The 21,224-nt window shown below is 74.3% G+C and carries 14 protein-coding genes and 2 pseudogenes; 7 read left to right on the top strand and 9 right to left on the bottom strand.

The genetic code is table 11. The features are described 5' to 3' along the window. Positions 1-212: 212 nt before the first annotated feature. Both ACLJTM_RS14290 and ACLJTM_RS14285 read left to right on the top strand, forming a co-directional pair. Entirely contained in the window at positions 213-6,563 is a 6,351-nt protein-coding gene (locus ACLJTM_RS14290; protein ID WP_411103913.1) for a DNRLRE domain-containing protein, read from the top strand. Between the two features lie 202 nt (positions 6,564-6,765). Then, positions 6,766-7,083, top strand: a complete 318-nt coding sequence (locus ACLJTM_RS14285; protein WP_411103912.1) for a hypothetical protein — start codon at positions 6,766-6,768, stop codon at positions 7,081-7,083. Positions 7,084-7,138: 55 nt separating this feature from the next. Here ACLJTM_RS14285 and ACLJTM_RS14280 read toward each other — a convergent pair. Beyond that, positions 7,139-7,398 (bottom strand): annotated as a pseudogene (locus ACLJTM_RS14280) (hypothetical protein). Between the two features lie 54 nt (positions 7,399-7,452). Continuing rightward, on the bottom strand, positions 7,453-8,415 hold the full coding sequence (locus tag ACLJTM_RS14275) for an NADP-dependent oxidoreductase (RefSeq protein WP_411103911.1): 963 nt from the start codon (positions 8,413-8,415) through the stop codon (positions 7,453-7,455). Positions 8,416-8,710: 295 nt separating this feature from the next. Between ACLJTM_RS14275 and ACLJTM_RS14270 the strand changes: the two genes are divergently transcribed. From ACLJTM_RS14270 to ACLJTM_RS14255, 4 genes are all read left to right on the top strand, one after another. Next, on the top strand, positions 8,711-9,451 hold the full coding sequence (locus ACLJTM_RS14270; protein ID WP_411103910.1) for a VOC family protein: 741 nt from the start codon (positions 8,711-8,713) through the stop codon (positions 9,449-9,451). A gap of 120 nt (positions 9,452-9,571) precedes the next feature. Then, complete coding sequence (locus tag ACLJTM_RS14265; RefSeq protein ID WP_411103909.1) at positions 9,572-10,783, top strand: lycopene cyclase family protein; 1,212 nt, start codon at positions 9,572-9,574, stop codon at positions 10,781-10,783. 9 nt (positions 10,784-10,792) lie between these two features. Continuing rightward, positions 10,793-11,503 carry a class I SAM-dependent methyltransferase gene (locus ACLJTM_RS14260; RefSeq protein WP_411103908.1) on the top strand — a complete coding sequence of 237 codons (711 nt, stop codon included), beginning with the start codon at positions 10,793-10,795 and terminating at the stop codon, positions 11,501-11,503. Beyond that, complete coding sequence (locus ACLJTM_RS14255) at positions 11,500-13,053, top strand: FAD-dependent oxidoreductase (protein ID WP_411103907.1); 1,554 nt, start codon at positions 11,500-11,502, stop codon at positions 13,051-13,053. The genes ACLJTM_RS14260 and ACLJTM_RS14255 overlap by 4 nt, the downstream gene beginning before the upstream one ends. A 32-nt stretch (positions 13,054-13,085) precedes the next feature. Here ACLJTM_RS14255 and ACLJTM_RS14250 read toward each other — a convergent pair whose 3' ends face one another. From ACLJTM_RS14250 to ACLJTM_RS14235, 4 genes are read right to left on the bottom strand one after another with little or no spacing between them, the layout of a single operon-like run. Further along, the gene (locus tag ACLJTM_RS14250) at positions 13,086-14,084 is read right to left on the bottom strand and encodes a DUF5914 domain-containing protein (protein WP_411103906.1); all 999 of its coding nucleotides are present in this window, start codon (positions 14,082-14,084) and stop codon (positions 13,086-13,088) included. Beyond that, a complete protein-coding gene (locus ACLJTM_RS14245; protein ID WP_411103905.1) occupies positions 14,081-15,061 on the bottom strand; it encodes a phytoene/squalene synthase family protein in 981 nt (326 codons plus the stop codon). Before ACLJTM_RS14245 ends, ACLJTM_RS14250 begins: the two co-directional genes overlap by 4 nt. Next, positions 15,058-16,593 (bottom strand): phytoene desaturase, encoded by a 1,536-nt coding sequence (locus ACLJTM_RS14240; protein ID WP_411103904.1) that lies wholly within the window; start codon positions 16,591-16,593, stop codon positions 15,058-15,060. The genes ACLJTM_RS14245 and ACLJTM_RS14240 overlap by 4 nt, the downstream gene beginning before the upstream one ends. Further along, entirely contained in the window at positions 16,590-17,918 is a 1,329-nt protein-coding gene (locus tag ACLJTM_RS14235; RefSeq protein WP_411103903.1) for a polyprenyl synthetase family protein, read from the bottom strand. The genes ACLJTM_RS14240 and ACLJTM_RS14235 overlap by 4 nt, the downstream gene beginning before the upstream one ends. A gap of 256 nt (positions 17,919-18,174) precedes the next feature. On the opposite strand from ACLJTM_RS14235, the gene ACLJTM_RS14230 reads away from it, so the two are divergent. Beyond that, a complete protein-coding gene (locus ACLJTM_RS14230; RefSeq protein WP_411103902.1) occupies positions 18,175-18,579 on the top strand; it encodes a hypothetical protein in 405 nt (134 codons plus the stop codon). Positions 18,580-18,621: 42 nt separating this feature from the next. On the opposite strand, the gene ACLJTM_RS14225 is transcribed toward ACLJTM_RS14230, so the two are convergent. From ACLJTM_RS14225 to ACLJTM_RS14215, 3 genes and pseudogenes are all read right to left on the bottom strand, one after another. After that, entirely contained in the window at positions 18,622-19,038 is a 417-nt protein-coding gene (locus ACLJTM_RS14225; RefSeq protein ID WP_411103901.1) for a thiol-disulfide oxidoreductase DCC family protein, read from the bottom strand. Positions 19,039-19,177: 139 nt separating this feature from the next. Further along, positions 19,178-20,289 (bottom strand): annotated as a pseudogene (locus ACLJTM_RS14220) (ABC transporter substrate-binding protein). A gap of 259 nt (positions 20,290-20,548) precedes the next feature. After that, positions 20,549-21,205: a class I SAM-dependent methyltransferase gene (locus tag ACLJTM_RS14215; RefSeq protein WP_411103900.1), complete on the bottom strand. Its 657-nt coding sequence runs from the start codon at positions 21,203-21,205 to the stop codon at positions 20,549-20,551. Between the last annotated feature and the right edge of the window lie 19 nt (positions 21,206-21,224).

Raw genomic sequence — 21,224 nt, 5'->3', positions numbered from 1 at the left:
AGATCTCACTTGACCTTCCCATTACCTGACGTACCCGCCGTCACCTCGGGCGCGAGCACGCCAAAACGGGCGAACGCCCCCACAATCGACGATGGCCACGTCCTCCAACTCCCTTGTCCAGGCGCCCTAACGGGCCCTCGAAGACGGCTTGAGAAGCGCCGCTGACAGGGTCTCAGTCGATCTCCGTGTGGGGGTCGACTGAAGGAGATGTGATGATTCATCAATGGACGGGCGGACGCTTCGGCTGCTCCCCCGGCAGGGCGCCCGCGCCCCCAGGGCGAAGTCTGCGCGCAGCAGCCGCAGCCCTCTCGCTCCTGCTGACCGTGCAGGGTGCCGCGCTGGCCGCCACCCCCGCGGCTGCCGCCACCGCCGCCCCCACCGGGCCGGCCACGGCCGCCGACGAGACGGCTGCCCTGCTCAAGGCGCGCCTGCAGGGCCGCACGATCGAGGTGCTGTCGGCGCGCACGGCGGACTCCACCACCTACGTGCTGCCGTCCGGCGCCTTCCAGACCTCCGTCTACGCGGCTCCGATACGGGTGAAGGAGGGCGACGGCTGGAAGGACATCAACACCTCCCTCTCCGACACGGGCCCCGCCCTCCAGCCCCGCAAGGCCGCGGCCGACATCGCACTCTCCGACGGCGGGGACCGGCAGCTGGCCTCCGTGAGCCGCAACGGGCAGGCCTTCGGCATGGGATGGCAGCAGGACCTGCCCGCCCCGACGGTCAAGGGCGACACCGCCAGCTACCGGCTCCCCGCCGGGGAGACCCTCCAGGTCACCGCCCTCGCCGACGGCTTCTCGCAGAACGTCGTCCTGGACCGGGCGCCCACGGCCCCGGTCTCGTACCGCATCCCCCTGCACCTCAAGAACCTGGCGGTCACCCAAGCCCCCTCGGGCCACCTGCTGCTGAAGGACGCCGACGGCAAACTCGTCGCCGAGGCCCCCGCGCCGATGATGTGGGACTCCAGCAAGGACAAGGCCTCGGGTGAGGCCAAGCACCGCTCCCGGGTGGCCACCCGCATCGAGTCCGCGGCGGACGGCTCCCAGACGCTCGTCCTGACGCCCGACGCGTCCTTCCTGGCCGACAAGAAGCTCGTCTACCCCGTCACCGTCGACCCCACGTCCACCCTCGCCGTCACCACCGACACGTGGGTGCAGACCCCCGACTACCCGGACTCACAGGTCTCCTCCCCGGAGTTGAAGACCGGAACGTACGACGGCGGCGCCGACAAGGCACGCTCCTACCTGAAGTTCGACGTGTCCAAGTTCAAGGGCAAGCACGTCACCGACACCAACCTGGCCCTGTACTCCTTCTACTCGTCGACGTGCGCCACCACGGGAGCGGGCACCCAGGTCCGCCGCATCACCTCCGACTGGTCGTCGTCCGACATCACCTGGGGCAGCCAGCCGTCCACCACGACCGCGGGCGCCGTCACGAACAAGGCGGCGCTGGGCTACAACGCGTCGTGCCCGGCCGGGACCGTCAACTTCGACATCGACGCCATCGTGCAGGCGTGGGCCGACGGCTCGCCCAACTACGGCCTCCAGCTGCTGGGCGGCGACGAGAACGACTCCACGACCTGGCGGCGCTTCCGTTCCGCGAATCACGTCTCGGGTGACAACGCCGCCGAGCCGCATCTGACGGTCACCTACAACTCGTACGCCACCACCAGCGCGGCGGCCCTCGCGCCGATGACCGTCAACGCCTACAACGGCCTGCGCTACGCCACCTCGCTGACGCCCACCCTGTCGGCGAACGTCGCCGACGCCGACGGCTCCAACGTCAAGGCACAGTTCGAGATCACCGCCGACCCCGCCCACACCGGCCCGGCCTACACGTACACGGGCACCACCGCCGCCGTGGCATCCGGTTCCGTCGCGAAGCTGACCGTCCCCGCCGCCAACGCCTTCCCGGTCGGCAGCTACCTGCGCTACCGCGTGCGCGGACACGACGGAACCGACTACGGGGCGTGGTCCGCCTACACGGCCTTCGGGGTCAACACCGGCCTCCCCGCCGCCCCCGTCGTCGCCTGCGCCGCCTACCCGGCCGGCGCCTGGACCGCCAAGGCCCCGGGCAACGTCTCCTGCACCCTCGACACGTCGAGCACCGACGGCGCCGGATACCAGTGGAGCCTGGACTCGACCACGCTCTCGCAGCGGGCCCTGGACACCGTCGACGGCACCGGCGGCGAGCCCCGCAGCATCTCGATCGCTCCCGGGAACGGCAGCCACACGCTGCGGGCCCGCGCCGTCGACTCGGCGGGGAACGTGTCCACCACCACGGCGTACTCCTTCGGTGTCGGCGACAGCGGCCTGGGGGTGCTGTCACCGCGTGAGGGGTCCTGGACCCTCGCCGACCTTCCGCTGACCGCCTCGGGCGCCCCCTCCTTCACCGGCGCGCGCTGGCAGTACCGGCGCGGCTCCGCCGACTCCTGGCACGACGTGCCCGTCGCGCACGTCGTGCGGGCGGGCGGGGGCGCCGCCGTGACGGCCTGGCCCGTTCCCGTCAGCGGCGGTACGGCGACTCCGCTCGTGTGGCACATGGCCGACACCCTCGCCGAGGACGGCGCCGTCGAGCTGCGCACCACCTTCACCGACGGCGGCGGGGCCGCCGCCTCCAGTTCCGCCGTGTCGGTCACCCTGGACCGGGCAGGAGCCGCGGCGGCACAGCAGAACGTCGGCCCTGGCTCCGTGAACCTGCTCACCGGTGACTTCTCGATGTCCGAGGACGACGCCTCGGTTTTCGAGGCGTCCGTGTCACGGACCTATTCCTCACGCTCCGTGGACGCCGACAGTGAGGGCCAGGCCCCGATCTTCGGCCCCGACTGGGTCTCCTCGGTGACGGCGACGACCGGCGTGGAATACACCAAGGTCCGCCGGACCAGCGCCACTTCGGTGTCCCTGATGCACGCCGACGGCAGTTCCGTCGCGTTCACCCTCGGCAGCAACGGCAAGTGGACCGCCGCCTCCGGTGACGCCCAGCTCGCCCTGACCGGAGCCCTCGCCGACGCCGCCCTCACCCTCACCGACACGGGCAGCGGCACCGTCTCGACGTTCGTCCGCGTCGCCGGGGCCGATGCCTGGACCCTGAGCACCAGCCGCGAGCTGACGGAGGACTCCACCACCACGCTGGTCTCCGAGCCCGTCGTGGTCGGCTCCCGGACGGTGGCCCGGCCCAAGTACCTGATCTCGCCCAACAGGGCGGTCGACCAGGACAACGCGACCTGCGCCGCCAAACCCTCCACGGCGGGCTGCCGTGTGCTGGAATTCGACTACGCCCCCGCAACCACCGCCTCCGGTACGGCACTCGGCGACGTCAAGGACCAGGTGCGGCAGTTGAAGGTGTGGGCGACGGACCCGGGTGCGGGCGCCGCGACCGCGACCGTGGTGGGGCAGTACGCCTACGACGCCCAGGGCCTGCTCCATGAGGCCTGGGACCCGCGGGTCTCCCCCGCCCAGAAGACGGCCTACACCTACGACGCCGCCCGACGCGTGGCGACGTACACCCCCGCGGGCCAGCTGCCGTGGACGTTCGCCTACAGCTCGGCGGCCGGGTCCGTTCCCGCGGGCAAGCTGCTGAAGGTCTCGCGTCCGACGCTGGCCCCGGGCAGCGCGACCGAGACCAACGGGACGGCGACCACCTCCCTCGTCTACGAGGTGCCGGTCTCCGGGAGCGCGGCTCCGTACCAGCTGGACGCCGCCACGGCTGCGGCCTGGGGGCAGACCGACCTCCCCGTGACCGCGACGGCCGTCTTCCCGGCGGACCAGGTACCCGCCTCCGCCAAGGGAGGCGACCTCACCGCCAAGGACTACCGGCGGGCGACGATCACCTACCTCGACGCCGACTTCAGCACCGTGAACACGGCTGCGCCCGGCGGCCGCATCTCCGTCAGCGAGTTCGACGAGGAGGGCAACCAGGTCCGCGACCTGTCCGCCGCGAACCGGGAGATCGCTCTCGGTACCGCCGACACCCCGGACCCCCTGCTGGCCGCCGAGCTGGCCAAGGTGAGGGCGGGCGCCGCGACCCCGGCCGAGGGCACCGCCCAGGCGGCGCTGCTGCTGTCCGAGACCACGGTGTACGCCCCCTCCGCGAGCGGCGCCTCCCTGGAACGGGAGAGCAGCGGCCCGCTGCAGACGGTGACGCTGCGCGGCAAGGCCGCGGGCGCCGCGGGCGGCGTCGAACTGCCGGCCGGCACCGCGGTGCTGGCCCGGCTGCACTCGGTCTCCACGTACGACGAGGGCCGCCCCGCCGGGGCTCTCGTCTCCGACCTGCAGACCGGTGAGACCACCGGGGCGCGCATCGAGGGGTTCCCCTCCGATGCCGACACGGAGACCGTCGCGACGGTCTACGACTGGGGCACCGGCCTTCCGCTCAAGGAGATCCGGGACCCGCAGGGCAAGGCGGTCACCACCACGGTCGGCTACGACGCGGCGGGCCGCCAGATCACGTCCAGCACGCCCGATGCGGGCGCGGCCGGCCCCGGGACCACGCTGACCTCCTACTGGGCCACCACCGGAGCGTGCTCCGGGCACCCGGAGTGGGCGGGCCTGGTGTGCACGAGCGCGCCGGCCGGGCCGGTCACGGGCGGTGACGCCTCATCGGCCCAGCTGGTGGCGAAGTCCTTCACCTACGGCCGCTGGGGCCAGGCGGCGGTCGTCAAGGAGACCGCGAACGGCGTCACCCGCACGACCACGTCCTCGTACGACCCGGCGGGCCGTCCCTCGGGCAGCTCCGTGAGCGGCGGTGTCGGCACCGGCCTGCCGGACACCACCATCGCGTACGCCGCCGACGGGCTGTCCACCAGCGTCACCGCGGGCGGCAGGACCGTCACGTCCTCCATCGACCGGCTCGGCCGGGAGATCGAGTACAGCGACGGCGCGGGCAACACGACCAGGACGCAGTACGACGCCCTGGGCCGGCCCGCGAAGGTGAGCAACTCCAGCCCTTCGAACACGACCTACGCCTACGACACCGCCGCCGACCCGCGCGGACTGCTGACCTCGGTCAGCGACTCCGTGGCCGGCACCTTCTCCGGCACCTACGACGCGGACGGCCGGCTCGTCGGGGAGTCCCTGCCCGGCGGCTACAAGCTGTCGGTCGGCTACGACTCCACCGGTGGGGAGACCTCCCGCCTGTACACCGACGCGCAGGGCACGACGGTCCTCGCGGACAGCGCACACCGCACCGTCTTCGGCCAGGTCGCGGGTCACGCGCAGACCGACGGGTCCACCGTCACCAGCCAGTACGGCTACGACGCGCAGGGCCGCCTCGCCCGGGCCCAGGACGATTCGGGCAGTGCCTGCGCGGTCCGCACCTATGCCTTCGACGGCGCCCGCAGCAACCGCTCCGCCCTGGAGGAGTCGCTGACGGATGCCGCCTGCGGCGCCGCCGGGAACACCTCCACGTCGAGGACCGCGTACGCCTACGACAGCGCCGACCGGCTCGTGTCGTCGACCACGGGGACGACGACCCGCAAGACGGTGCACGACGCCTTCGGGCGGCGCACCACGGCCGCGGACGGCAGTACGGTCGCGTACTTCGTCGGCGACGCCGTGCAGCAGACCGCGACGGCCGACGCACGGCAGAGCTACGGCCTCGACGCCTCCGGCCGCCAGGCCACCGTCACGACCGAGTCGAAGGGCGCGGACGGGGCGTGGACGACCGACTCGGTCACCGTCCACCACTACGGCGGGGACGGCGACAGCCCCACCTGGAGCACCCGTACCGCCGGCGGCACCAGTGTCGTCAGTCGCCTGGTGGGCGACCTGGCCAGCGGTCTGAGTGCGGTGACCGGGGCGTCGGGCGATGTCGTCCTGCAGTTGTCGAACGTGCACGGGGACATCAGCGTCCAGCTCCCGCTGGACACGACCAGGGACCCGGTGGTCCTGCGGTCCGACGAGTACGGCCGCAGCAACGCCGCCGTGCCGTCCCGGTACGGGTGGCTGGGCACCGCGGTCCGCGAGGCGGACACGCCGAACGGGCACATGCTGATGGGGGCGCGGCTGTACGACCCGGCGACCGGGACCTTCCTCCAGGACGACCCGGTCCAGGGCGGCGGCGCGAACGCCTACGGCTACTGTTCGGCGGACCCCGTCAACTGCGCCGACACGGCGGGAACCTTCGACTACTGGCTCAAGTACACGGTCGGCAACCCGCACATGTCCGCGAAGCGGTACTTCAAGAAGGTCCGGGACAACTTCAACTGGGTGTTCCCCATCGGGGGGCATCCCAGCAAGCTGAAGAAGCCGGGGCAGAAGATGGACCTCTGGGTGAAGATCGCCGGCATCAAGATCGCGTTCCCGGTCGTGGTGAAGAGCATCTCCTCCAACGGCTGGCGCTTCAACACCCGCTGGGGGCACCCGGACTACCCGGGCTTCATCTCGTTCTACTTCACCCGGAAGCGGAGCGGGAAGATGCAGATCACGATCCACGGCAACGTGCCGCCGCTCGCGGACGCCTGGTTCATCGGCAAGAGCAACTACGTCAAGAAGGCCAAGAAGACGTGGAAGCCGCTGATCGACAATCTGAAGGACCTGACCCACTACATCAACACCATGGGCTGATCCCCTAGCCGAGGATTTCCTCGGCCCGGGATCTCCTTGGCCGAGGGCTTCCTCGGCCGAGGATCTCCTTGGCTGAGGGCTTCTTCAGCCGAGGGTGCCGGGGCCCCGCCGGAACCGGACGACTGCCGGTTCCGGCGGGGCCCCGTGCGTTGCCGCGCGGTGCAGGGGTGCACAATGCACCGACGAACGGGAAGGGAGGGCCATGCGGCACCATCGCGCGGTGGGCGCAGCGGCGCTGGGAGCCGCGGGCGCGTACCTGGCCGTGATCACGGCCCTCGACGTGCTGTGGTGGGTCCGGGACGCCGCGTGGGCCGAGGCCGCGCTGACCGTCCTCACCTTTCCCTCCCACGTCCTCGTGACGGTGCTGCTCCTGCTGCTGGCGGCCTTGACCGGGTGGGAGGAGACCGCGCCGGGAGAGGGCTATGCCCCGTCCGTGTACGCCGTGGCGGGGCTCGTCCAGGCCGTGCTCGCCCTCGGCGTCCTGTGGCTGGCCCGCAGAAGACCTCCCGGCCTGCACTGAGCGCCCCGACGCGCCGTGCCCCGCCGTGCCGCGCCGTGCCCCGCCGTGCCGTGTCCTACCCGATGGCGCGCTTCACCAGTTCGGCGATGCGTGCTTCCACCTCGGGCGTCACCTCGGCCAGGGCGAAGCCGGCGGCCCGCATCGCGCCGTCGTCCAGGCGGGCCTGATCGCTGAAGCCGGGCGTCGCGTACCGCGCCTTGAACTTCTCCGCGCTCTGGCGATCTTCGCAAGGACATCGCGTTCCGCCTCCGCGGCCTTCTCCGCCTTCGACGTGCGCCGCGCCGCCTTCTTCAGCTCCTGGGCATGGTCCTTCATCGCGGCCCGCTCCTGGGCCGGAACCCCTCGTGCTTGCTGCCGGTTCCCCCGGCCTCAGTCGGCGGTAATGACCAGCTTGCCGCGGACGTGGCCGCCGGTGGAGGCGGCGTACGCCTCGTCCATGGCGCTCAGGGCGAACGTGGTCGTGGCGGCGACGTGCAGAGCTCCGGAGGTGACCGATTCGGCGAGTTCGGCCATGTCCCGGTCGGTGGCCTCGTAGGTGAAGTTGACGGCGCGCACGCCCCGGCCCGCGAGGGCATCGGGGTCGGCGGCGAAGACGGTCGTGGCCAGACGGCCTCCGTCGCGCAGCAGCGGCGCGACCTTCTCCATGAGGACCTCGCGGCCGTCGACGAGGTCGAGGACGGCGTCGACGCCCGCGGGGTACCCGGCGCGCACGGTGTCGGCGACGTCGGCGGTGTGGTGGTCGATCACCTCGTCGGCCCCCAGGGCCCGCACGTAGTCGTGGTCTTCGCCTGCGGCGACCGCGATCACGTGCGCGCCCCGGGCGGCGGCCAGCTGGAGGACGTAGGAGCCCACCCCGCCGCCCGCTCCGACCACCAGCAGCGTCTCGCCTTCGGAGAGGTCCAGCCAGCGGGTCAGGGCCAGCGCGGTCCCGCCGGTCATGGGCAGCGCCGCCGCCTTGACCGCCTGCAGCCCTTCCGGGCGCGGAGCCAGCGCGGCGGTTTCGGCGGAGGCGGTCATGTACACCGCGTACGAGCCGTGCGGATGCCGGCCCGCGGTCTCCGGCCGCCGCATCCCGAACACCTCCTGCCCCACCTCGAAGGGCGCGCCGTCCCCGACTGCCGTGATGCGCCCGGCGACGTCGAAACCGAGGGTGTACGGGAAGGGGAACGCGGCTCCCGGCGGAGCCAGGGCGCCCGCCGCCAGCTTCCAGTCGATCGGGTTCACGGCAGCCGCCCGGACCCGGATCTGCACTTCGCCGGGCCCGGGTTCGGGCACGGGCAGGTCCCTCAGTTGCGGCGTCTGCCCGAAGGAGTCGATCGCAAAGGCACGCATGGCAACACCTCTCTGCTGTTCACGACGGCTGGTGCGGCGGGGCGACGAGGCATCGCCGCGATGCGCGCACACCGGCACACCCGCCGTCGATGTCAAACGCGAACCCGATCATCGAGCGAGGAAGGGAGACCGCCGTGACGGCACGCTCGGCCGACGAGGCGACTCCCCCTGCCGGCCCACCCGCGGGGACGACGTGCCGACCACCTCCTGCGGCCGCCCGGCGGGGCACGGAACGGGCGGTCCGGACCTCCGCGGTCCGGACGTCCCTGGACGGGGGGTGCATAGGATCGCGGGCATGGCACTGCGACCCGTACAGGTGAACATCAAGGCCGTCGACAGCTCGGCGGTCGGCCGGTTCTGGGCGCAGGCCCTCGGCTGGACCGCGTACAGCCCCGGTGCGACCACCTACGTGGGACCCGCCGGCGGACTCGTCTGGCCGGACCCGGCAGTCATCGGCGTCGACGTCGTCCCGGTCCCGGAACCCAAGGCGCCGGCCAAGAACCGGGTGCACCTCGACCTGGCCACCTCCTCCCCCGCCCATCAGGCGGAGCTGGTGGCCCGGCTGCGGGCCCTCGGTGCGACGCCTGCCGACGTCGGCCAGGGCGCGGTGCCGTGGACGGTGCTCGCCGATCCGGAGGGCAACGAGTTCTGCGTGCTGGAGCCCCGGGAGGTCTACCGGGACACCGGGCCGATCGCCGCCGTGGTGGTCGACAGTGCGGACCCCCGGGCCATGGCCCGGTTCTGGGGCGCGGCGGTGGACTGGATCGTGCACGAGGTGACGGACGACCGTGCGGTGCTCCGCTCCGCGACGGGCGGCGGCCCCTACCTGGAGTTCCTGCGCACGCCCGGAGGGACGGGCCCGGCGGACCGCGTGCACCTCGACCTGCTGCCGTACCCCGGTGGTGACGCGGCGGCGGAGGCGGACCGGTTGCGGGCCCTGGGTGCCGGCGATCTCGATCTCGGCCAGGGTGACGTCCCGTGGACCTGCCTGGCCGACCCGGAGGGCCACGCGTTCTGCGTCCTCGCGCTGCCCTGAAGCGGACCCCGTCGCGCCGTCGCGTCCCCGCCTGCTCGGCCCGCCGAAGGGGTTTACTGCATCCGCCGGGGTACGCGGCCCGGAAGAACACCGTGGGTGCGCAAGGCGGGAGGCCGATGGGTGAGGTGGGACGCCGATGTGACCGTGGTCGGGGCCGGGGCCGCAGGCCTGTCCCTGGCCGCGGGGTTGACGGAGCCTGTGCCCGGGGCGCGGCGCGGACCGCGGGTCGCCCTGGTGCAGGCTCCGCCGGGCGCGCTGCGTCCGCCCGCCCGGACCTGGTGCTACTGGGAGGCGGGCGCCGGGCCGTACGACGCCCTCCTGACGGCGAGTTGGGGCAGGCTGCGGGTCTACGCCCCGGACGGCGCCGCCGTCGACCGGACCCTGGGGCCGCTGCGGTACAAGATGCTGAGCTCGGACCGGTTCGAGACGGCCCTGTCGGAGCAGCTCCGGGCCCGCGGGGTCGACGTCCGGCAGATGGCGGTGGAGTCGGCGTACGACGACGGCAGTGGGGCGGTGGTCCGGGGCCGCGACGGGGCGGGAGAGCCCTGCACGCTCCGCTCGGGGCTGGTCTTCGACTCGCGTCCGCCGCGGCGGCTGCCGCCCGCCCGGACCACACTGCTCCAGCACTTCACGGGCTGGTTCGTGCGCACGGAGGAGCCCGCCTTCGACCCGGGCACGGCCACCTTGATGGACTTCCGTCTCCCGCAGCCGGACCACGGCCTGGCCTTCGGATACGTGCTGCCGCTGAGCGCCCGTGACGCCCTGGTCGAGTACACGGAGTTCTCGCCCGCCCCCCTGGACGCGGCCGCGTACGAGCGCGCCCTGCACCACTACTGCGGATCGGTCCTCGGGCTCGGCGCCTTCACCGTGCGCGGGAGCGAGCACGGGGTGATCCCGATGAGTGACGGCCGCTTCCCGCGCCGCACCGGGCGGCGGGTCTTCCTCGTCGGGGCCGCGGGCGGGGCGACCCGTCCGTCGACCGGGTACACCTTCGCCGCGATCCAGCGGCAGAGCCGTCACCTTGCCGAAGCCGTACGCGCGGGCCGCTCACCGGCCGGCGCTCCCCCCGTCCACGGGCGCAGGGCGCTCGCGATGGACGCGGTGCTGCTGCGCGCGCTGGACACCGGGCGGGTGGACGGCGGGCGGTTCTTCGCCGACCTCTTCCGGTCCGTGCCGGCCGAGCGGGTCCTGCGGTTCCTGGACGGCGCGACCACGCCGTGGGAGGACTTCGGCATCGGTCTGCGCACCCCCGTCGCCCCCATGCTGCGTTCACTGGTGGAGCTTCCGCTCCTCCCCCGATCCGTCCCGGCCGCGTGGCCCGGACACCACTGAAAGGCTGCCATGCCCCTGCTGCGCGACGACGCCCTGTCGGTTGCCTTCGACCATGCCGCTTCCCGCTACGACCTGCTGGTCGCGGCGAATCCCGGCTACCACGGGCACCTGCGCCGTTCGGCGCGGCGCCTCGGCCTTGCGGACGCGGGCAGCGGCGCCCGCATCCTGGACCTCGGCTGCGGGACGGGCGCGTCCACGGCCGCGCTGCTGTCGGTCGCGGAGCGGGCCCGGATCACCGGGGTGGACGCCTCGCGGGGCATGCTGGACCGGGCGGAGGCCAAGGTGTGGCCGCCGGGGGTCCGCTTCGTCCATGCGTCGGCCGACCGGCTGGACGAGGCGGGTGTCGTCGGTCCGTTCGACGCCGTCTTCGCCGCGTACCTGCTGCGCAACGTGCCCGATCCGGACCGCACGCTGGCCGCGGTGCGCGCGGTGATGGCGCCGGGCGCGCGCATCGCCGTCCACGAGTACGCACTCAGCGGGAAGCCGGTGCACCGGGCGCTGTGGACGGCCGTGTGCCGCTCGGTGGTCATGCCGCTGGGCCGGGCCGGCGGGGACGCGGGACTGTACGAGCACCTGTGGCGCAGCGTCCTCGCCTTCGACACGGCAGGGGAGTTCGCGGCACGGATGCGGGCCGCCGGTTTCACGGACGTGCGGGTGCTGCCGCTGCCGGGCTGGCAGACGGGCATCACGCACACCTTCGTCGGCCGGGTCGCGGCATGAGCGGGCCTCTCCCGGGCCGGGACCGGCGCGCGCGGCGTGTGGCGGGCCGGGGCGGCCGGCCGCGCATCGAGGGGGACGGGCCGCGGGTGGCCGTGGTGGGCGGGGGCATCGCCGGGCTCGCGGCGGCGACGGTCCTCGCCGAACGGGGTGTGCGGGTCACGCTGTACGAGAGGGACGCGCAGCTGGGCGGCCGGCTGGCGGGGTGGCGGACGGAGCTGGCCGACGGGTCGCAGGCCACGATGAGCCGCGGGTTCCATGCCTTCTTCCGGCAGTACTACAACCTGCGTTCCCTGCTGCGGCGGACCGATCCCGGGCTGCACGGCCTGACGGGGCTGCCGGACTATCCGCTGCGTCACCGCGACGGCGGCCAGGACAGCTTCGCGCGGGTGCCGCGCACGCCGCCGCTCAGCGCCCTCGGGTTCGTCGCGCAGAGCCCGTCCTTCGGGTGGCGGGACCTGGGGCGGATGGATGCGCGGGCTGCGCTGCCGCTGCTGGACGTGTCGGTCCCGGGGGTGTACGAGGCGTTGGACGGGGTGAGCGCGGCGGAGTTCCTGGCCCGGATCCGCTTCCCGGAGGCTGCCCACCACCTGGCCTTCGAGGTGTTCTCGCGGAGTTTCTTCGCGGATCCGGCGAAGCTGTCGGCGGCGGAGCTGGTGCTGATGTTCCACATCTACTTCCTCGGTTCCAGCGAGGGCCTGCTGTTCGACGTGCCGCGCGAGCCGTTCCCCCAGGCCCTGTGGGATCCGCTGGCCCGCCACCTGGGCGGCCTGGGTGTGGAGATCCGTACGGGTTCGGCTGTGGACGGGGTGCGGCCCGTGGCGCAGGACCGGGTGGAGGTCGTCGCCGGGGCGGCGGGCGAACGGTACGACGGGGTGGTGCTGGCCCTGGACACCGGCGGCTTGCGGGCGGTGGTCGGGGCCTCGCCCGAGCTGGTGGACGCGCGGTGGCGGGCGCGGGTCGCCGGCCTGCGGACGGCGCCGCCGTTCCTGGTGTCCCGGCTGTGGCTGTCGCGGCCGGTGGCGGGCGGGCGGCACGGCTTCCTCGGCACCAGCGGCTTCGACGGCCTCGACAATGTGAGCGTGCTGGACCGGTGGGAGGGCGAGGCACACCGCTGGGCGCTGCGGACCGGTGGTTCGGTGGTGGAACTGCACGCCTACGCCGTCGATCCGTCCGAGCGGCGCCCGCAGGTGCAGGAGCGGATGCTACGGCGGCTGCGCGAGGTGTACCCCGAGACCGGGCAGGCGGCGGTCGTCGACGCGCGCCACGAGTGGCGCGAGGACTGCCCGCTGTTCACGGTGGGCGGTTACCGCGACCGGCCCGGTGTCCGCACGGGGGACGCCCGGGTGGTGGTCGCCGGGGACCTGGTGCGGACGGGCCTGCCGGTGGCGCTGATGGAACGGGCGGCCACGAGCGGGTTCCTGGCTGCCAACGCCCTGCTGGAGCGGTGGGGGGTGGCGGGCGAGACGGTGTGGACGGTGCCCGAGCGGGGCCGGTCCGCCGCGCTCCGGGCACTGGCCGGCCTGGGACGCCGCCCGGCCCGCGCCACCTGACCTCGGGGCGGGCGGGCGGGCCCGGTGCCGGGTCAGCCGGGGAAGCGGCCGGTGCTGCGCAGCTCCCAGCGGCGCTCCGCGTAGGCGAGGTCGTCCTGCCACAGGCGGCCTGCCGCCCGTCGCATGAGGGGCCGCAGGAGCGGGGCGGCGGTGCGGGCGAGGGCGAAGCCAGGGCGGTGCGAGGCGGCGACGACGGCCTCGGTGACCAGGGTGCGGGGGCGGCCGTCGGAGCCTGCGCCCAGCGGGGTGGCGTGGGTTTCGACGACGGAGCCGACGCCTTCGCCCTCGGTGATGCGCATGACGACGGTACGGGGGCCGGGGGCGCTGAACTCCGCGGTGACGGGCACGACGAGACGGCGGGCCAGCTTGAAGGAGACCTGCACGGTCAGGACGTCGCCGGCCGCGCCGTCGTCGAGGACGGTGAGGTCGACGAAGGAGTACGGGTGGAACCAGGCGCCGTGCCAGGGGTCCAGCCGGTTGGCGACGACGTCCTCCGGATCGCAGGCGCCCGTGCCGGTGTAGACGGCGGTCAGGGAGAGGTCTGCGGGCGGGCGCGCCGGCACCGCGGGCCTGTCGCAGGGCTCTTCGCCACCCGGGCCGTCCAGCCGCACCCAGGCCAAAACCCCGTCGTCGTGCGCCGGGTAAGGGTTCCATCCGCCGAAGGGGGCGCCGTCGAGCGCCAGGCCGTGCCAGGGGCAGACCAGGGTGCCGCAGACGACGGGAGCCTGGGCCAGGGCGGCGCCGAGGTGCGGGCAGGCACCCGGGCCGGCGACGAGCGCCCCCCGGGCGTCGCGCCAGGCCACGACCTCCGTGCCGGCCACGGTGCGCCCGTACCCGGCGCCGGGGCGGACGGCGCTGCTGGGCCCCAGGACGTACCAGTTGCCCGAGGGCCGGGCGCGGGCTCGGGCGAGGGCGGCGCCGATCAGGGCGGGCGAGGCGTCCTTCCAGGTGGACCGCTGGCGGTGCCAGGCCACCGGGTGGCGGCGGACGCTGACCGGCAGGCGGCGGCCGCGGGGGGCGCGCGGGCTCATCGTGAGGGCTCCTCGACGGCGGGTGGGAGGGGGGCGGCCGCGGCGGGTGCACGCAGCCGGGTCGCGGCGATCTTCGCCAGGCCGACGGCCGCGACGGCTGCCCGGCGGCGGAGGGGGACGGTGGAGCGGCGGTGGAGGCTGGCGTACCCGTCGCGGGCGACCGCGTCGAGGATCTCCCCGTAGAGGATGAAGGCGGTGCGGACGCAGGGGCGGGAGACCGGTTCGAGCATGGCCAGGCCCGGTTCGGCGGTCGCGTAGAAGCGGCGGGTCAGGGCGGCGGCGGAGCGCAGGGCGCGCAGGATGCGGGGGTCGTCGCGGCCGGTGCGTCTGCTCCAGCGCAGCAGGTCCCGGTCCACGCCCTCGGACGCCAGCAGGTCGGCGGGCAGGTAGACGCGGTCGCGGTCGAGGTCCTCGCCGACGTCGCGCAGGAAGTTGGTGAGCTGGAACGCCTCCCCCAGTGCGGCGGCGTGCGGGGCGGCTTCGCTGCGGGGGGCGGTGTGGCCGAGTACCGGGAGCATCTGGAGTCCGATGACGGCGGCGGATCCGTGCATGTAGCCGCGCAGGTCGTCCAGGGTGGCGTAGTCGGTGACGGTGAGGTCGCTGCGCATGGAGGTGAGGAAGTCGTCGAAGTGCCGGTGGGGGATGCGGTACTGGTGTGCGGTGTGGGCGACGGCGGTGACGACCGGGTGGTGGCCCGGGCCGCCGGTCATCGCGGTGCGGAGGTCGAGCGAGAGGTCCTGGAGCCGGCGGGCGCGTTCGCCAGGCGTGGCGGGCCCGTCCAGGTCGTCGACGATGTCGTCGGCGAGCCGGGCGAAGCCGTACAGGGCGTGGACGGCGGGCCGGCGGGACGCGGGCAGGAGCCGGGTGGCGAGGAAGTACGTCTTGCCGTGGCGTGCGTTGAGCCGGCGGCAGCGCGCGTAGGCCGCGCGCAGCGCCGGGTCGGTGAGGCGGGCGGCGTCGAGTTCGCGTCGGGTCATGCGGAGCTGCCTTTCACGGCTCCGGGCAGGGGGACGCGCGGAGGGCGGGCACCGGGCAGACCGGTGATGCGGGCGGCGGCGAGGCGTCCGGAGACCAGGACCGTGGGGACGCCGACGCCGGGGGTCGTGCCGCAGCCGGCGAGGACGGCGTTGGCGGTGCCCCGTACGAGGTTGCGGGGGCGGAAGGGTCCGGTCTGCGGGAAGGTGTGGGCGACGGAGAAGGGGGTGCCGGCGGCGTGCCCCTGCGCGATCCAGTCGGCGGGGGTGACGAGGAGCTCGGTGTCGATGGCGGCCTCGAAGCCGGTGATGCCGCGGCGCTCCAGTTCGCGCAGCAGGCTGTCCCGGTAGCGGGGCCCGAGGTCCTTCCAGGTGGCGGCGGTGGGGCCGACGGTGGTGTTGGGGCAGGGGGCGAGCACGTAGTGCGTGTGCTTTCCCGGCGGGGCGAGGGACGGGTCGGTGGCGGTGGGCCGGGTGATGAGGAGCGAGGGGTCGCTCATCAGGCTTCCCGTGCGGGTGAGTTCGCGGAAGGTCGTCTTCCAGGCGGCACCGAAGGACAGGGTGTGGTGGGCCAGTCCGGGCCAGGTGCGGTCGGTGCCGGCGTGCAGGACGACGGCGGACGGTGCGTGCCGCAGGGCGAGCGGCCGGCGCGGGCGGGCGCCGAGCAGCCGGTAGGCGGCCGGCAGGTCCGGGGTGAGGACGACCGCGTCGCAGGGGATCCGCTGCCGGTCGGTGACCACGGCGGTGATCCGGTCGCCGGCGCGTTCCAGGCGGGTGACCGTCTGCCCGTGCAGGAGGGTGGCGCCGGCCTCCGCTGCGGCGCGTGACAGGGCTGCCGGTACGGCGTGCATGCCGCCTTCGGGGAAGTACACGCCGGCGATGGTGTCCATGTAGGCGATGACGGCGTACGCGGCGAGGGCGCGGGCCGGTGGGACGCCCGCGTAGAGGGCCTGGAAGGAGAAGACCCGCTGGAGCCGTTCGTCCTTGACGAACTGTCCGATCTTCGGCTGGAGGCGCCCGAATCCGCCGAGCGCGGCGAGGCGGGCCAGGTCCGGGTGGAGGAGGGAGAAGGGCGAGTCGAAGTTCGTTTCGATGAACCGGCCCATCTGGACGCGGTAGAGGCTGTGCAGCCACTGCCGCAGACGCCGGTAGCCCGCGGCCTCGCGGCTGCCGGCGAAACGTTCGATCTCGGCTTCCATCGCCTGGGCGTCGGTGTGGACGTCGAGGCTGCTGCCGTCCGCGAACCGGGCGCGGTAGGCGGGGTGGAGGGGGTGCAGGGTCAGCAGGTCGGACATGTTCCGGCCGACGGCGGCGAAGGCCTCCTCCAGCAGGTGCGGCATGGTGAGCACGGTGGGGCCGGTGTCGAACAGGTGGCCGTCGCGTTCGGCCCGGCCGGTCCGGCCGCCGGGGAGCGGGTCGCGTTCGACGAGGGTGACGCGGCGGCCCGCACCGAGGAGGTGGAGGGCGGCGGAGAGGCCCGCGAGTCCGGCGCCGACCACCACCACGTGGTCGGTGCGCCCGGTGACGGTCTTCATGGGGTCCTCCCGTGGCGGGTGGCCGGCGCAGGGGTGCGGACGGCCGTGTGGGGCGGTGAGGCGACGTGGCTCAGCAGTGCGGCGAGGTGTCCGGCGGCGGGGCCGTGCAGCCGGGCGTCCGCCAGGCGGCGCCGTGAGGCGCGGGCCAGACCCGTGATGCGCCGTTCGACCAGGGCGGGGGCCCCGGTGGAGCGCAGGGCTTCACGGACGCGGGTGAGTGCGGCGGCCGACCGGTCGGTGCTCGTGCGGTAGTCGTCGAGAAGTGCGGTGACGCCGGTCGCGCCGGTGGCGCGGGCCCGGGCGTGGGCCAGCGCCAGCAGGTAGGTGGCCTTCCCGGTGCGGAGGTCTTCGCCCGAGGGCTTTCCCGTCACCTCGGGGTCACCGAAGACGCCGAGGAGGTCGTCGCGCAACTGGAAGGCGATGCCGGCGAACCGGCCGGCGTCGGCCAGGGCGCGCGCGGTGTCCTCGTCTGCTCCGGCCAGCGCCGCGCCCAGGGCCAGGGGCTGCTCCACCGTGTAGCGGGCGGTCTTGAGGCAGATGGTGCGGACGGCCCGGGCGGTCGAGCGGGAGGAGGTGGTCTGCCCGTGCAGGTCGAGGTACTGGCCGGCGATCATCTCCATGCGCATGGCCCGCCAGATCCGCAGGACCTCGGTGCGCACGGCCGGTTCGAGGTCGACGGCGGCGACGAGGTCGTCGGCCCAGGACAGCGCGAGGTCGCCGGCGAGGACGGCGCCCGACAGGGCGAACGGTGACGGCCCGCCGGACTCCTTCCGGTGCGGGGCCTGCGGATACTGGTCCGTGAGCTGGGCGTGGAAGGAGGGGCGGCCGCGGCGGACGGCCGACCGGTCCATGACGTCGTCGTGCACCAGGGCGCAGCTCTGGATGAGTTCGAGCGCTGCGGCGATGCCCAGGGCCGCGGCCGCGCGGGTGTCCGTACCGCCGCAGGCGCGCAGGGACCACCAGAGGAACCGGGGGCGGATGCGGGAGCCGCCGTCGAGGGTGAAGGCGGCCAGCCGTTCCGCGATGTCGGTGGCGAAGACGGGGTCGAGGGAACGGCTGCGGCTGACGAACTCGCCGCAGACGTGGTGGAGTTCGCGGGTGACCGCGCCCACCACGTCCGCGTCGACCGCTGCCGTGTCGACGGTCTCCGTGCGGGGGCGGGCGGTGGGCTCGGCGGTGGGTTCGCGGGCGGGCTCGCGGGCGGGCGCGGGTGCAGATGCGGGTGCAGATGCGGGTGCGCCCGGCCGGTGGGAGGCCGCCTCGAGACGCCGAGCAGCCGACTTCGCTTGCATCCAGGCCTCCGTGTCGTAAGCAGTGCGTGACATCTGTTCCGTACTCACGGGGCAAACAGATGCGCTCGGCCGCTTTCCCCTTGGCCGGGCGAGACATTCGTCCCCCTGGGGGCGGGTCCCTCAGACGATCCGGGCCCCCGGTCCACCCGATGGGCGCATCCGGTCCGGCGGCGCCGTTCGCGCGGGCGGGCCTCGGATGTGCCGGCGGCGCGCGCGGCGGCGCGGCCGGGCGAAACGTCACGCTGCCGTGTTCGTTGAGCCACCGCCCGCACTCGACGGAAGGACTGCTGTGACCACTGGAATCGGCATGGACGGCAGCTGCACCGGCGCGTTCCACGACGTACGGACCAAACGGGACGTCAACGCCGTGGTGTACCGGCTCAACAGCGCCCTGGACGGCATCACCGTCGAATCGCAGGGCAATGTGACGCACGAGGAGCTGGTGGCAGCGCTGCCCGTGGACCAGCCCCGCATCGTCCTCTACGAGCTCGCCTATGCGACCTCCGACGGGACCCGGAGGAACGAACTGGTCATGGTCTCCTGGGTGCCGGAGGCCTGCGACCCCGCAGCCGCCCGCGCGTACGCCCAGGCCCGGAGCGTCCTGCGCACCGCCTTCGACGGTCCGGGCTCCTCCCTCCTGGCTCTGACGCCGCAGGACATGGAGCACGGCCGTCTGGTCGCCCAGGTGGAATGACCGCGCCGTCCCGCGGGGCTGCGCGCCGGCGGCAGGGGACCGTCAGCTGGGGCTGCGGACTTCTGGAGGGGCTGGTGGGGACGGCCGTGGGGGAAGGGCCGCGCAGGTCGGTGTCCAGCCGGGCAGCCGCCGGCGGTTGGCCGCGACGACCCGGTAGACGGCGTGCGCGATCCAGCGCAGCGGTGGCAGGGTGAGGAGTGCGCCCGGGACGGCCCAGGCGCCGCCGGCGCGCAGCAGCAGCCTCGCCACCGCCTGGGCGCCGCCGTAGACCTCCCCGCGGGGGGTCACCCACAGCGCCTCGTACTCGGCCCGCTCCTGCGAGACGCCGAGGGAGTCCAGGTCCGCGGCCTGCCAGGCGGTGAACTCGCAGCGGGGGTCGAGCAGGCGCCGGACCGTCCTCGCCGACGCCGTGCAGAATCCGCAGTCCCCGTCGTAGACGAGCACCGGATGCGTTCTCATGAACCCATCATGCCCTGACCGGGGCGAAGGCCCCGGGGTGCGCGGGTGGTCCGCGGTCCTTCCGGCCGGAACGAGGAGGTCGCTCCCGGATGCGGGGGCGGGGGCTGCGGGCTGAGGGAGCACCGGGCGGCGGGCGGGCTCAGACGGTGCGCAGGATCCGGAAGCGGTCGGGTCGGCCGGGTCCCGGTCCACGACCTGGACCGGCGCCCAGGCCCACTGCCACACGCCGCTGCCCGGTGGGCGGGAGAACCGGATCGGCCCGCGGGTGCCCTCGACGGCCACGCGCGGCCAGGAGTCGGCGGTGCGCGCCCGGTCCGGGCCGTGGGAGCGCAGCAGTCCGGCGAGGACGGCGACCGTGTCGTAGCCCTCGAACGCGACGAAGGAGGGGGATTCGCCCAGCCGCTCGCGCAGGGCGGTCCCGACGCGGGTACCGAGGGGGCCGAGGTGCTCGGGCAGGTAGCGCAGGAACGGGATGCCGGCGCCGTCCCCGCCCAGCAGCTCCGCCCAGGAGGCGAATTCGGGCTGTCCGGCCGGAGCCCCCACCAGCAGTCCGGCGAGGCGGTCGTCGCGACGGACGGACCGGACGACCTGCACGGCCGGATCGGGATGGCCGGGGAGGAGGAGGAGCGCTGTCGCACGATGGTCGGCGAGGGCGTCGCACACCGCCGTCGGCGAGAGTGCGCGCAGGTCCAGTGCGAGGACGTCGCCGCCGCGCGGACCGAGGTGGTCCCGCAGGATGCCCGTCCCGGCTGCCCAGTACGCGCTCGGTTCGGCTGCCGCCGCGATGCGGCGGTGACCCGCGTCCAGGAGGAAGTCCGCGTACACCCGCCAGCCGTGGGACTGCGCGGGGGCGAGCCGCGCGACCCACTGCGTGGGCTGCTCGGTGAGCCGGTCCAGGACCGCCGACGAGCAGAGGAACGGCAGGCCGAGGGCGTCGGCCCTGCCGGCTGCGGCGCGTGCGACGACGCTGTGGTACTCCCCCGCCACGGCGGCGACGCCCAGCCGGGCCAGTTCGTCCACGGCCGCGACGGCGCGGCGGGGATCCGCCGCGGTGTCCCGGACCAGCAGGTCCAGCGGTCTTCCGAGGATTCCTCCGGCGGCGTTGGCATCGGCGACGGCCAGCTCCAGTCCGGCGAGCAGGTGCCGGCCCGCCTCGACCCAGCCGGGACGCGTCAGCGGAACCAGCGCGCCGATCCGGACGGGCGGCGCGCCGGCCCGTACCGCTGCAGGAGTCGACGGCGGCGTATGCATGGGGTGGTCTCCCTCGTGGCGGTGCGCCGGCGGGCCGTCCGGACCGCAGCGCGGACGGGCTGGGTGGTACGCGTTCACCCGGCCCGCACCGCGGGCGGGCGCGCCGGGTGACGACGGGGCCATTGCATCCGCGGCCGTCTGCCCCGCGCAACCGCCTTTCGGCCCGGACAGGGGGGCCGGCCCGTCGGGGGGCCGGCTCGAACAGGAGGGCCGGCCGGTCAGGGGGCCGGCCATGCCCGGACGGGCTCCCGCAGGACGGTCAGGTCCGGGCGATCAGCGCGTACCTCTCGTCGGTGACGGGGCCGCCCCACAGTGCGGGTTCGCCGCTGAGCGGCTCGATGCGGAGGTCGGCGGCCAGGGGGCGGACCGCGGCGGCCAGTTCCTCGGCGGTGACGCCGCCGTACCAGGGCAGCGACTGCGCTCCGGCGACGTAGGGCTCGCCGCTCTGGCCGGCTTCCCGCCACCGCCCCTCGACGAGCACCAGCCGGCCGCCCGGCCGCAACCGGGCGACCCAGGTACGGAGCGCGGCCTCGGGGTCGGGCAGCGTCCACACCAGGTGGCGGCAGAGCAGGACGTCGTAACGCTCCGGCCCGGTCGGCGGGTGGGCGGCGTCGCCGACGAGGAACCGGCCGGACAGGCCCGCGGCGGCGAGCTTGGCCGTGGCCCGCTGCACCATCCGCGGTGCGAGGTCCACCCCGGTGACGCGGTGCCCGGCCTGCGCCAGCAGCAGGGCCAGCGATCCGGTGCCGCAGCCGACGTCGAGGACGTCGGCCGGTCCGGCCGGCATCCAGGAACTCAGCAGGCGGGCCCAGGCGTCGCGGGTGTGCCCGTCGCGCAGCCCGTGGTCGGGCTCGTCGTCGAACGCGGACGCGGCGCCGTCCCAGTACGCGGTGATGGCAGGTGTGGGATCGGACATGGCGGCGATGATGCCACCC

The organism is Streptomyces sp. cmx-4-9 (assembly GCF_046548835.1).
Lineage (GTDB): Bacteria > Actinomycetota > Actinomycetes > Streptomycetales > Streptomycetaceae > Streptomyces.
Note: the sequence above shows the minus strand (reverse complement) of the source record. Positions and strands in the feature narration are given on the sequence as shown.

Bases quoted from the DNA above. Each gene is read 5' to 3' on its own strand.
- ACLJTM_RS14290 (WP_411103913.1), top strand. From the start codon at position 213: ATGATTCATCAATGGACGGGCGGACGCTTCGGCTGCTCCCCCGGCAGG.
- ACLJTM_RS14285 (WP_411103912.1), top strand. From the start codon at position 6,766: ATGCGGCACCATCGCGCGGTGGGCGCAGCGGCGCTGGGAGCCGCGGGC.
- ACLJTM_RS14275 (WP_411103911.1), bottom strand. From the start codon at position 8,415: ATGCGTGCCTTTGCGATCGACTCCTTCGGGCAGACGCCGCAACTGAGG.
- ACLJTM_RS14270 (WP_411103910.1), top strand. From the start codon at position 8,711: ATGGCACTGCGACCCGTACAGGTGAACATCAAGGCCGTCGACAGCTCG.
- ACLJTM_RS14260 (WP_411103908.1), top strand. From the start codon at position 10,793: ATGCCCCTGCTGCGCGACGACGCCCTGTCGGTTGCCTTCGACCATGCC.
- ACLJTM_RS14255 (WP_411103907.1), top strand. From the start codon at position 11,500: ATGAGCGGGCCTCTCCCGGGCCGGGACCGGCGCGCGCGGCGTGTGGCG.
- ACLJTM_RS14250 (WP_411103906.1), bottom strand. From the start codon at position 14,084: ATGAGCCCGCGCGCCCCCCGCGGCCGCCGCCTGCCGGTCAGCGTCCGC.
- ACLJTM_RS14245 (WP_411103905.1), bottom strand. From the start codon at position 15,061: ATGACCCGACGCGAACTCGACGCCGCCCGCCTCACCGACCCGGCGCTG.
- ACLJTM_RS14240 (WP_411103904.1), bottom strand. From the start codon at position 16,593: ATGAAGACCGTCACCGGGCGCACCGACCACGTGGTGGTGGTCGGCGCC.
- ACLJTM_RS14235 (WP_411103903.1), bottom strand. From the start codon at position 17,918: ATGTCACGCACTGCTTACGACACGGAGGCCTGGATGCAAGCGAAGTCG.
- ACLJTM_RS14225 (WP_411103901.1), bottom strand. From the start codon at position 19,038: ATGAGAACGCATCCGGTGCTCGTCTACGACGGGGACTGCGGATTCTGC.
- ACLJTM_RS14215 (WP_411103900.1), bottom strand. From the start codon at position 21,205: ATGTCCGATCCCACACCTGCCATCACCGCGTACTGGGACGGCGCCGCG.